At 69.8% G+C, this 11,627-nt stretch carries 9 protein-coding genes; 2 read left to right on the top strand and 7 right to left on the bottom strand.

The window, feature by feature from the left end; all coding sequences use genetic code 11:
* From H521_RS0119290 to H521_RS0119270, 5 genes are all read right to left on the bottom strand, one after another.
* A partial coding sequence (locus H521_RS0119290) for a cell wall-binding repeat-containing protein (protein ID WP_026482495.1) occupies positions 1-2,943 on the bottom strand: 2,943 nt, incomplete at its 3' end.
* A 190-nt stretch (positions 2,944-3,133) separates the two neighbouring features.
* Complete coding sequence (lepB, locus tag H521_RS24460) at positions 3,134-3,676, bottom strand: signal peptidase I (RefSeq protein ID WP_051159362.1); 543 nt, start codon at positions 3,674-3,676, stop codon at positions 3,134-3,136.
* A complete protein-coding gene (locus H521_RS24455) occupies positions 3,673-4,410 on the bottom strand; it encodes a DUF305 domain-containing protein (RefSeq protein ID WP_022894651.1) in 738 nt (245 codons plus the stop codon). Before H521_RS24455 ends, lepB begins: the two co-directional genes overlap by 4 nt.
* Positions 4,411-4,478: 68 nt before the next feature.
* A complete protein-coding gene (locus H521_RS24450; RefSeq protein ID WP_022894650.1) occupies positions 4,479-6,329 on the bottom strand; it encodes a copper amine oxidase in 1,851 nt (616 codons plus the stop codon).
* A gap of 14 nt (positions 6,330-6,343) precedes the next feature.
* Positions 6,344-7,183, bottom strand: a complete 840-nt coding sequence (locus H521_RS0119270) for a hypothetical protein (RefSeq protein ID WP_156891590.1) — start codon at positions 7,181-7,183, stop codon at positions 6,344-6,346.
* A 237-nt stretch (positions 7,184-7,420) separates the two neighbouring features.
* On the opposite strand from H521_RS0119270, the gene H521_RS24445 reads away from it, so the two are divergent.
* Both H521_RS24445 and H521_RS24440 read left to right on the top strand, forming a co-directional pair.
* Positions 7,421-8,944, top strand: coding sequence for an APC family permease (locus H521_RS24445; protein ID WP_022894648.1), 1,524 nt, complete (start codon positions 7,421-7,423; stop codon positions 8,942-8,944).
* Complete coding sequence (locus H521_RS24440; protein ID WP_022894647.1) at positions 8,944-9,714, top strand: helix-turn-helix domain-containing protein; 771 nt, start codon at positions 8,944-8,946, stop codon at positions 9,712-9,714. The genes H521_RS24445 and H521_RS24440 overlap by 1 nt, the downstream gene beginning before the upstream one ends.
* 60 nt (positions 9,715-9,774) lie before the next feature.
* On the opposite strand, the gene H521_RS0119255 is transcribed toward H521_RS24440, so the two are convergent.
* Together H521_RS0119255 and H521_RS0119250 are read right to left on the bottom strand one after the other, a co-directional pair.
* Positions 9,775-10,245, bottom strand: coding sequence for a heme-degrading domain-containing protein (locus H521_RS0119255; RefSeq protein ID WP_022894646.1), 471 nt, complete (start codon positions 10,243-10,245; stop codon positions 9,775-9,777).
* Positions 10,242-11,291, bottom strand: coding sequence for a zinc-dependent alcohol dehydrogenase family protein (locus H521_RS0119250; protein ID WP_022894645.1), 1,050 nt, complete (start codon positions 11,289-11,291; stop codon positions 10,242-10,244). Before H521_RS0119250 ends, H521_RS0119255 begins: the two co-directional genes overlap by 4 nt.
* Positions 11,292-11,627: the final 336 nt, after the last annotated feature.

The raw sequence follows: 11,627 nt of genomic DNA, 5'->3' as shown, positions 1-11,627 counted from the left end.
CGTGTACGCCTCCAGCTCCTGCACCACCGACTCGTGCACCACACCCGCCCCGCCCAGCACCACGATCCGCTTCGGATCCAGACGATCCAACTCCGCCGCCACGACCGCCGGGATCATCGAGTCCGCCACCAACAGCAACGGACCACCCTGCGCACCAGCCACCGGAGCACCAGCCAACGCATCCGGGAAGTTCAACCCGTTCGCGACGAACACCACATCGACACCCGGCGCATAACTCTCCGCCGAGATCACCGCCGACGTCGCGAACCGATCAGCACCCGAGAAACGCTCCACCTGGCTCGGGACCGCCGGCTGCACGTCGACCGGGTCGCTCGATCTGACCGCGGTCTCGTAGCCTGCCTTGGACCCGGTCACCTCCACGGTGATGGACGCGTCGGCATCGTCCACCGTCAGGACATAGACGCCCGTGGTCGCGCCGACGATCGGCACGCCATCCCTCATCCACTGGATCGACAACTCGACGGGTTCCGGCGCCCACGTTCCCGGGACGACGGTCAGCTCGGATCCGACCGCCGGGACACCGTCGATGATCGGGGTCGGAGCGGCAGTCAGCTCCAGCAACGGTCCGCAGGAGTCCGGTGCGACGAACAGGTGCGTCCATCGGGACTGCCCCGTCGTTCCCCACCCATCGTCGAAGTAGGCCTCGACCGTGTAGGGAATCCCGGGTCGAGGTGACCACGGCGCACCGTCATGGGACTCTGCGCCATCGCCCGAGCGACCGTCGTTCGGCGACCACGACCACATTCCGTGGGGGAAGTCATCGAGCTTCAGGTGCGCAGGCGCGTCGCACGTGGCGTCGACGAATACCGGCTCCGGGATGGATACCGTCTGGAACACCACGTCGGACTCGACCTGGAAGTCGAGACCGGCGAAACCGCCGGGGAACGGGGCCGCGTCGTCGATGCCGGCCGGCAGCTTCGACGACATCGTGCCATCACGCAACAGGACGATCGAGCCGTCACCAGCCCCCGAATAGCGGACCTGCAGGAGCTCGGCCGCGCCGGGTGCCCAGGACGACGTGTCCAGCGGTTGCGTCGCCACCCCTGCCGTCGTCAGCGCACCCGACCAGTGGAGCGAATGGTGACGACCGAGTCCATCGACGTAGGTGAATGCCACCCAATCGACCGGCGCGTCGAACTCCCACCCGATCTGCAGCTGTTGGCCCTCACCGAGAGTGGGACCCGAGATCCGGGTCACCGACGACAGCGCCGGGACCGCAGCCAGGTCGATGTCGGAATCGACGTCGAACGTCAGCCCGACGAGGTCGGCGACCGGAAGGGTGGCATCCTTCACCCCGCTCGGAGACTTGTACTCGACTGCGCCGCTGGCATCCAGGCTCATCGAGGCGGCTCCCCAGCGGTACTCGATGCCGTCGAAGACCGCTGCGCCGCCGGCCCACTCCGTGGTGTCGATCGTTGCACGCGCGACGCCGTCGGTGGTCGGAGTCATTCCGCCCCACCAGGATGCGTATCTCGGCGAACCCATGGCGTCACGGAAACGCACGCGTACCTGATCGACCGGACGATCGAACGACCATGCGACGGCGAGTTCGTCACCGTCCGCGAGCACACCGGCCGAGGTTCGCGATGCGCTGGAGAGCAGCGGCGGTATCGACAGATCGAGGTCGGATTCCACCTGGAACTCGGGAACATCGATGGCCTCCGCGGCCGAGGGGATCTCGCCGACCTCACCGGATGCCCAGATCACCGCACCGTCTGCACCCAGCTGAACCGACTTGTAGTGCTCGCCGAGGCCCCACGCGTAGTGAATACTCTCGAGCACCACCGGGCCGCGCGGCCAGATCGCGGTGTCGACTGCCATGCGGATCTCGCCGGACGTCGACGCCCCCCACATCCCCGAGTACTGAGGATGCAGCCCACCCAACGCGTCACGCAGGGTCACCGTCATCGAGTCGACGGGAGCATCGAACGACCACTGAAGCACCACTTCGTCACCATCGCCGACCACGTCGGCCGACGTGCGCTCGAGCGAGGTCAGCCCGGGCGTCGCCGACGGATCGAAGTCGGAATCGATGTCGAACGCGAGGTGCCCGAGCCCGCCCGCGGGCAGGGTCGCATCCGCCAACCCGCTCGGCTGCTTGTAGACGACCGCACCCTGGGCGCTGAGGGTCATGGACTTCCCCATACCCCAGGTGTACGTGAGCTCGGAGAACACGACCGTGCCGGCGGCCCATTCCGGCGTTTCGACGAGCACCCGCGCAACGCCCGCCGTCGAGGGACCGGCCCCGTTCCCCCATGCGGACCACTCGGCGGCGTGTCCCCTGCCGACTCCATCACGGAATCGGAGCGTGACCGACTCCACGGGCCGGTCGAATTCCCAGGGGATCACGACCTCAGCACCATCGGTGAGCACCTCCGCCGACTGCAGTTCCGCGCTCAGCAGCGCCGGTGGAATCGACAGGTCGACATCGGAGGCCACGTCGAACGGCGCGACGTGGATCGCGTCACCGACGGGTGGCACCGCCGGAAGGCCGTCGGTCTTCCAGGTGACCACGCCGTTCGCGTCCAGGCTGACGGTCTTGTACTGGTCCCCCGACATCCAGGAGTAGCTGAGGCCGTTGAACGTGACTGTCCCACCCGGCCACGAGGCCGTGTCGACCGTGCCCCGAACCTCACCCGACGTGGCAGCACCCCCGTTTCCGTACAGGTTCTGCGAGCCGCCCATCGAATCGCGCAGCATCACGCTCACCATGTCGACGGGGGCGTCGAACTCCCAGCCGATCACGATCTCGTCGCCGTGCTCGACCACGTCACTCGAAAGGCGCTCGAGCGACACGAGATGCGGCACGTCCGGTTCGGATGCGGCGGCCACCGAGGGCTGCCAGATCGAGAGCGCGGTCATGAGGGCGACGAGCAGGGCGACGAGCGAAATCGAGCGTCGCGGGAGGGTGTTCGGGAGCAACGTGGGGATCCTGTCTGTTCGGGCCCTAGCAGCCTAGGGGGAACGCTTCGGTTCGTGGCCGGCCGGCGTGCCCCCCGTTCACGGGGTAGGCGCGCCGATCGTCTTGGCCGAATCGAAGAGCTCGTGCTCGTGCTCGTCGGCGAGTAGCCCGCGCGGCTCCCGCGCGGCGCGCGCCGTGTGTGGCCAGTGGCTACCAGGGCACCGTCGCCCGCACCACCCCGAGCACCTGATCGCCGGGCACCGTGCCGCCCGACGGCGACGACACCTCGGCGCGAGAGTCGTGGGAGGCCGCGCGGTTGTCACCGACGAGCCAGAGCGAGCCGTCTGCCACCCTGACATCGAACGGAATCACCCCGCCCGGGCGTGACGCGTCGAGCACGTACGACTCATCGAGCGCTGCGCCGTTCAGCATCAGCCGCCCGGTGCCGACCTCGCAGCACACGACTCGATCTCCGCCGACCGCGATGACGCGCTTCACGAGCAGTGCCCCATCGACCGATGACCAACCGCCGGGGTCCGCCACGACGACGACGTCCCCCCGAGCGGGAGGCACCACCCGATCGAACACCACGGCGTCGCCGGGTTCGAGGCCGGGCCGCATCGACTCATGGCTGACGTGTCCGACGCCGAAGGCGAGCGCCGCTCCGAGTGCGAGCAGCGCCGGTGCAACCGCGATGAGCACGGGGCGAAGCGCCGCGGCACCGCGCATCCGCTCGGTCGGCGGGGCCGTCACCCGAGTTCCTCGATGATCGCGCCCATCGCGGCGATCTCGCGCGCCTGCTCGATGAGCACATGCTTGGCCGACGCCCGAGTGAAGGCGTTCTCACCCTCGGCGACGGCCGTGCGCGCCATCACGAGGGCACCCTCGTGATGCACGATCATCAGTTCGAGGAACATGCGCTCGGCCGCGACTCCGTCACTCGAACGGAGCGCGTCGAGCTGCGCAGGGGTGGCCATGCCCTGCATGCCGCCATGCCCCGCTGCACCGCCGTGCGCCTCGCACCCCTCAGCCGCCTGGATGGTCGGCGTCGGCGGTGCGGCCGGTGCGGCTGCGGAACCGTGGGCCGCGTGACCGTCGTGCCCGCCGGCGGCCGGTGCGGCAGCCTCGGGCGGAGTCCGATCGGCAGCGGTCCACGCATCCCGCCACGCCTCCATCGCCTCGATCTCACGCGTCTGGTCGGTGACGATGAACTCGGCCAGCGCTCGAACGCGTTCGCCCGCCGACGGCTCGTCGAGCACGATGCCGCTGAGCTCGAGTGCCTGCTCGTGGTGCGGGATCATCGCCTCGACGTAGCAGTAGTCGGCCGAGACCGGGAACTCGGCGACGACTGCTCCGCCCGCGCCGGCGGCGAGAACGGTCGCGGGCGGAGCCGGGGCGATCAGCGAGACGCCCACGACGCCCAGCGAGGTCAGGGCGATGGCACCCGCGATGAGGGCGGATGCGCCGGCCAGACGCGATCGAGTCATGCTGTTCCTCCGGGATGCGGCCGTGGGTGGCCGTGGCTCGAGGCCACGACCACCCACGGCGATCGGTGTCAGGCGGCGACGACGCCCGACTCGTGGCGGCGGCGGTACCAGCCGGCGAAGCCGAGGCCCGCGCCGGCGAACAGCAGCAGGGCGCCGACCGTGGCGAGCACGTTCGCGTTGCTGCCCGTGTTGCCGAGCACCTCGAACACCGAGGCGACGGTCGCCCCGGCCACCGTGAAGGTGCCCTCGGCCGTCACCGACGATGTCTGCCCGGTGAGCACGAGACGGTGCTCGCCGAGCGGGAGGTCGGTCGGCACCAGGAACTGGAACTTCACGTCGCCCTCCTCATCTGCGAGGTAGGTGCCGACGTCGATCGGGTCGGAGTGCAGCACGGCACTCACCGACTCGCCCGGGGTGAAGCCCGATGCGGTGACCGACTGCGTGCTTCCGGGCGTGACTTCACCTGATCCGAACTCGACCGCACCCGTCGAGGCACCGCCACCGCCGGGCGGCGTGGTCGTCGGCGGAGTGGTCGTCGGCGGCGTGGTGGTCGGCGGGGTGGTGGTCGGCGGCGCCGTGGTGGGCGGCGTGGTCGGCGGCGCCGTCGTCGGGGGCGTGGTCGGGATGTTCGGGTTCGGAACACCGCGCATGTCGCCGTTCACCCACTTGCGTCCTTCGGGGATGATCGGGTTCTGCGACGTCACGTCGCGCGGGTAGAGGGTGAAGCCCTGCCAGTGGATCGGCATGGGGCTCTGGTCCTCGTCGCGGTTGATGTGGTGGAAGCCGACGTTGACCCAGGCGACCGGGTCCTCGAGGGTCTCGCCGTCGGCGATGTAGTCGGTCACACCCTGGTTCGCCTTGCGCGGGATCAGGTTGTACGACGCGTGCACCTCATCGGACTTCGCGCTCGTGAAGGCGATGTCGTAGTCGGTCTCGGGATTCAGGTTGTAGGCCTGATCGCGGTCGACGATGATCTCGTACGAGCGGGCGTGCCCGTCGGCGTTGATGCTGTCGGGGTTCACGACGCGGTACGCCTCGCGGTTGTCGACGATCACCTTGCCCTCGGTGTCGACCGACGTGAGCTGCGTGTCGAGGATCGCGGTATGGCCCGTGTCGCCGGTCGTGCCGTGCTCGCCGGTGGGATCGGTGTCGAACTTCTCGACGACCTGCTCCTCGGCGCTGTCGATGCCGAAGTCCACTCGCCAGAAGGCCGAGTGGTAGTGGTTCACGGCGTGGTCGGTGTCGCCCTCGCCGAGCGGCCAGCCCTGGTTGACGACGTTCGTGTAGTCGTTCGGCGAGAGGTCGCCAGTGGCGCCGAGGCGCACCGACACCTCGCCGTCATCGTGGAAGCGGTACTCGGTCTGGTACTCGTACCAGCCGATGCGCGACACCGTGTGCAGCACGAGGTCGGTGCCCTGCGCGGCGTACACCGCGTCGTTCGTGATGTTCGAGCGGTACGCCAGTCCCGAGTCCTCCTCGCCGATGCAGATCGCGGGGATCTCGCCGCGAGCGGCATCCGTCCACGCGGTGCGCACCTCGCCGACGGGGCAGTCGACGTCGGTGATGGCCTGGAGCCGCCGGCCACCGACCTGATAGGTGGTGACGTCGTTGTACTCGGTGGCGCCGGTGTCGTACGGCACGTTGAGCTGGGCGAGCGCGATCGAGTCGAGCACCATGATCGGCGCCGCTTCATCCCGTGGCTGATACGCGACCTTGTCGAGCACGAGCCCTCGATAGGTGTCGATGCGCCAGCACATCTCCCAACCGGAGCCGGCGTCGAGCGTCTCCTGCACGAGCGATTCGCCCGAGCAGGATGCCTCGGTGACGGTCTGTGCCGATGCGCCGCTGATCGGCACGAGCAGCAGGCCGCCGGCGGCGATGGTTCCCGCGAGCGCGAGCGCTCCGAAACGTTTGGTCATGGAAGTCTCCTGGTTCATGAAACGGGCAGAACGGTCTGGGTCGAGAGATTCACGACGTAGGTGCTCGTCGTGAGGTAGGGGCCGCCGTCGACCTGCGCGAGCACCTGCACGCACCGCTCGATGCCGCAGGACTCGGCCCCGAACGAGGCGGCGTCGGTCGTGAACGAATGGGCGCTGAGTTCCACGGATGCCGCGTCGCGGGTGAGCGCGGCACCGCCCGTGTACGAGGCGAACTCGGTGCCGAGCTCTGCCGACGCGGCAGGATCGGCGAGCAGCAGCTCCCACGCGTACAACGTCTCGGCGTCGGTCGGTGCTGGCTGCGACCCCGTGCCGCGCTGCACCTCCTCGATGGCGCCGCTCGTGACGTTCACGAGGAAGCTGACGAGCTCATTGCTCGCGTAGTCGTAGTACAGCAGCGTGAGTCGTCGCTGCCCGTCGCTGTGGAAGGAGGGGTCGGCGACATCCGTCGAGAGGTACTGCAGGCCGGTGCCGCCGAAGAGGTCGGAACCCGCCGTGAAGTCGGCCGACTGGCTCACGAGGAAGCGCACGTACGCCACCTCGTCACCGGCCAGCTGGTCGTAGGCTGCGGGGATCTCGGCCGGTGGCGCGAGCGTCTCGGCCTTCTCGGGCGCGTTCTCGTCGGTCGACTCGGCCGCGATCGGCGCCGACGCGGCGTCGGGCTCCTCGCTCGTGGCCTGCACCGCGACCTGCGTCGCGACGGCCAGCACGATGACAGCGCCCGCGGATGCGGCGATGGAGGCGATGCCGAGGACTCTCGACTTCCGAAGACGTGGCCCGGCCTCCGCCGGTTCCGTGGCATCGGAGCCGGGCGGGCGTTGAACTGGATGTTTCACGAGCATCCTTTCGCTGTGCTGATGGACCACCGGGCGCTCACGGCCGAATGGCGTGTCGTGAGTCTCGCCACCGCCTGTTTCGCCACTGTTGCCCGTGGGGGAAGTTCGTGGATGCGCGAATGGACACTTCGGCTGCTTCACCCCTTCGGCGTCCCACCCCGCGTCATCCGACCGAAATCCGAGCGAGACCCGTCGGCAACGTGCTCGCGTTAACCTGCCCGAGGCGGAGGGAGACTCGTGCGGGCACTCGAACGGGCCATCGCCGAACGCCAGCCGATCGCCGGCCTCGAAACGACGTCCCCGGTGCACGGCCTGCGACGACGCACGATCGGCGGCTGGGATGTCACGGGGCAGTCCGTCGCGGCGGTCGCTCCGGCGGGCGTGGTGCTCGTGAACCCCCTCGCACTCGGCGAGCGCGCCGGCTCGTTCGCCTTCGTCTCCCTCCTGGTCACGCTCGGCATCGCGGTGCTGCTGGCGTTGACCATCTCGGTGTTCGCCCGGCGCATCGCGAGCACCGGATCGCTCTACACCTTCGTGGCCCGCGGCCTCGGGCCCGTCGCCGGCATCGTGGCGGGCGTCGCACTGGCACTCGGATACGGCGGCATCGCCGCGAGCACCCTCATGAACGCGTCACGGCGCAGTGTTTCGCTGATCGGGCATGCCACCGGCGCGGAGCCGCCCGGCTGGCTCCTTCCCGCCGTGATCGTCGGGTTCGGTGTGATCATCACCACGGTCATCGCGTGCGGCCTGCGGCTCTCGACCCGCGTCATGCTCGTGATCGAGATTCTCGCGGTCGCGATGATCCTCACCGTGTCGATCGTCGTGCTGAACAGCACCGGCTGGAACCTCGCGGACCTCGTTCCCGACCTGTCCGCACCGTTCGATCCGGGCGCGGTGCTCGCCGGCGTCGGCGTCGCGCTCGTGGCCTTCATCGGCTTCGAGAGCGGCACCGGCCTCGGGCCCGAGACCCGCCGACCGCTCGCGACGATTCCGCGCGCGCTGCTCTGGACGGTGCTCGGCGTCGGCGTGGTCTACCTGATCGGCGCGGCCGCCCAGCTCTCGGGTGACGCCGCGCCTTCGGCCGGCCCCATGGATCTGCCGCTCGTCTCCCTCGCGGCCGACGCCGGCCTCTCCGGCCTCGGCCCCCTGATCGACCTCATCATCGCCCTGTCGTTCCTCGCGTGCGCGCTCGCCTCGACGACCGCACTCGTGCGGTTGGCGTTCGCCATGAGCCGCGAGCAATTGCTGCCCGCGGCGTTCGGGCGAACGTGGAAGCGGTTCGGCACCCCGGCGCTCGGCGCCGCGATCATCGCCGCGGGCGTCACTGCGGTGCCGTGCGTCTGGATCGCAGCCACGGGCGCAGGCGAGGGCCTGCGCTCGTATACCTCGCCGGCAGCAGTCTGCGGCTACATCGCCGCGTCGGTGCTGCTCTGCATCGCCGCGCCCGTGTTCCTCGTGCGCATCGGAGAGTTCACCTGGCGCAGCGCCCTCTTCGCACTCATCTGCGCCGGCGCGCTCGCCTCAGCGCTCGCCCACTACGTCGTGACGGCGAACGAATCGCTCGCACCCGGGCTCGTGCTCGCCGTCGTACTCGGCACCATCGCGGTCGTCGCGTGCCTGTTCCGGATGCGACGGCTCGGCATCGCCGATCGTCTCGGGCTCTACGACAGCCCTGTGGCTTCCGATTCCATCGGCGGGCTGCCCGGCAGGCCGGCGCACCCCGCCGCGGAACCAGGCGCTCAGGCGGACGCGAGCCGGTGATGCCGAGTCGCGATCCCGGTGCCGAGGCGGTGGCAGCGCCACGTGCGAACAACATCGCCCTCGCGCTCGAGATCCTCGAGCAGGTTGCACGACATCGCACGGGAGTCACGGCGAACGACATCTCCCGCACGCTCGACGTTCCGCGCGCCACCGTCTATCGCATCGTGAACTCCCTGGTGCAAGACGAGTTCCTGCTTCGCCGCCCCGATCTCAAGGGATTCATCCTCGGAGCGCGGGTGGTCGAGCTGGCGCATCTCGTGGCCCCGACCTCGGCAACAGCCGGGTACGAGCAGGTTCTCGAATCCCTGCGACGCGAGACGGGGCAGGCGATCCACTTCGCGAGATTCGCGGATGCCGGCATCGTGCTGGTCGACGAAGATCGTCGCAGCCCGATCTCGGATCCGCACGGCCTCATCCGCGACCCGGCCCGGTCGGCGATCGGGCGCCTGCTCCTCGCAGAGGTTCCTGCGGCGACGGCGACGGCCATGAGTTCGGCCTCGCTCGATGATCTCGCCGAGATCGCCGAAGCGGCACGAGTGCTCGACTACACCCAGCAGATCGGCTTGCTCTCACCCGATCGGGCGTGCTTCGCCGTGCCGGTGCGGTCGCCTGCCGGCGCCTTGCTCGGGGCGCTCGCACTCGCGACATCCGTCTCGCGGATCTCGACCGCCGCCCGTCACGTCGGTCTGCTCCGTCAGGCCGCAGCGGCACTCGCGGAGGCGTTGCCGCTGCCGGTGCACAGCCGAGCAACCGGCGCAGCGGCCCCGTGACCCGGGCGGCGCCGGTGGCTCTCGGCGTCACGGCGATCAGCGACGGGACTCACCGGCGCGCTACTCGCGCAAGTACGCGCGCAACTGCTCGACCACGAGGTCGTGATCGGCCAGCTGCGGCAGCCCCGAGACACCGACTGCACCGATGACGCCCGCTTCTCGGATGCGGATCGGCACCACGCCGCCGTGCGCCGCGAACTCGCGCGGGTCGAGGCGGGCGTGCACGTCGAAGTCCTCGCCCTTCGCGCGGAACTCCTCGCCGACGAGCATCGACGCCCGGCCGAACCGCTCGACGACGCGGTGCTTGCGGTCGAGCCAGGCGTCGTTGTCGGCGCTCGCCCCGGGCAGCGCGGTGTGGAACACGCGCTGCGGCCCGAACCAGATCGCGATGGCGACCGGCAGGCGGGCTTCGGCGGCGGCCGCTCGAAGGCGGCCGCCGAGCTCCCATGCATCGTCGAGGGTGAAGCGCGCGAACCGCAGTTCGGTCTCTTCGGCGACGAGCCGGTCGAGCAACTCGTGTGACTCGCTCATGGCCGCAACAGCACCTTGATCGCGCGGCGCTCGTCCATTGCGGCGTACGCCTCGGCGACATCGGTGAGCGGCAGTTCGAGGTCGAAGACGAGCCCGGGCTCGATCGCTCCCGACCGCACGTCGGGCAGCAGCTCTTCGATGTAGCCGCGCACCGGCGCGATGCCGCCGTTGACGCCGACGTTGCGATTGAACAGCGGCCGCACGGGCAGCTCGGGCCCGCCGTTCGGCGCGCCGACGTAGCCGACCATGCCGCCCGGGCGGGTCGAGCGGATCGCCTGGTCCATCGACTCCTTCGTGCCGACGCACTCGAGCACCCGGTCGGCGCCGATGCCGCCCGTCAGCTCCTGCACGCGGGTGATGCCCTCGTCGCCGCGCTCGGCGACCACATGGGTCGCGCCGAAGCGCTGCGCGAGCGCCTGGCGCTCGGGATGCCGCGACATCGCGATGATCGTCGTGGCGCCGAGTCGCTTCGCCGCGATGATCGCGCACAGCCCGACGGCGCCGTCGCCGACGACCGCGACCGAGTCGCCGGGGGCGATACCCGCCGAGACGGCGGCGTGGTGGCCGGTGCCCATGACGTCGGAGAGCGCCAGCAACCCCGGCACCTCGTCGTCGGCGATCGGGCCCGGCACGACCACGAGCGTGCCGTCGGCCAGCGGCACCCGCACGCGCTCGCCCTGACCGCCGTCGGCGAAGGCGCCGAGACGGTCGTCGCCGCCCCACCAGCCGCCGTTCAGGCACGAGGTCGAGACGCCGTTGCGGCAGTTGGCACAGGTGTTGTCGCACACGTAGAAGGGGGCGATCACGAAGTCGCCGACGGCGACAGCGGCGACATCCGCCCCCACCGCCTCGACGACGCCGACGAACTCATGCCCGATGCGATGCGGCTCGTGCGTCGGCGTGATGCCGCGGTAGGGCCAGAGGTCGGAGCCGCAGACGCACGCGGCGACGACCTTCACGATGGCGTCGCCACCGGTCGAGAGCACGGGGTCGGCGACGGTGTCGACACGGATGTCGCGGGGCGCGTGGATGACGGTGGCGAGCATGGTTCGAGCCTACGACGCCGGGCGAACCTCACCCCCACTTCTGGGGTGGTTAATCGATTCAGGCCACGCCGTTGAGCAGATGATTCGCCTGATCAACTGCACTTTCGAGCCATCCGTGATGTGCGAACCCATCGTCGGCCCAGGCTCCTGGGCGGATCAGCCCATGTACACGAACGACTCCATCGTGTGAGAATCGCGACGTACCACTGAGCGACGCGGGGAAGGCCTCTCCCCGGGGGGAGCATGGTGGCGCGGAGGCCTGTCGGGGGGCGGGCCTCCGCAATAATCCTCGCGATCCGCGACGTGCCGCGCTCGCTCGCGGCTCGAATCACGCAC

This window comes from Agromyces subbeticus DSM 16689, assembly GCF_000421565.1.
Lineage (GTDB): Bacteria > Actinomycetota > Actinomycetes > Actinomycetales > Microbacteriaceae > Agromyces > Agromyces subbeticus.
Note: the sequence above shows the minus strand (reverse complement) of the source record. Positions and strands in the feature narration are given on the sequence as shown.

Bases quoted from the DNA above. Each gene is read 5' to 3' on its own strand.
- H521_RS24455 (WP_022894651.1), bottom strand. From the start codon at position 4,410: ATGACTCGATCGCGTCTGGCCGGCGCATCCGCCCTCATCGCGGGTGCC.
- H521_RS24440 (WP_022894647.1), top strand. From the start codon at position 8,944: ATGCCGAGTCGCGATCCCGGTGCCGAGGCGGTGGCAGCGCCACGTGCG.
- H521_RS0119255 (WP_022894646.1), bottom strand. From the start codon at position 10,245: ATGAGCGAGTCACACGAGTTGCTCGACCGGCTCGTCGCCGAAGAGACC.
- H521_RS24450 (WP_022894650.1), bottom strand. From the start codon at position 6,329: ATGACCAAACGTTTCGGAGCGCTCGCGCTCGCGGGAACCATCGCCGCC.
- H521_RS0119250 (WP_022894645.1), bottom strand. From the start codon at position 11,291: ATGCTCGCCACCGTCATCCACGCGCCCCGCGACATCCGTGTCGACACC.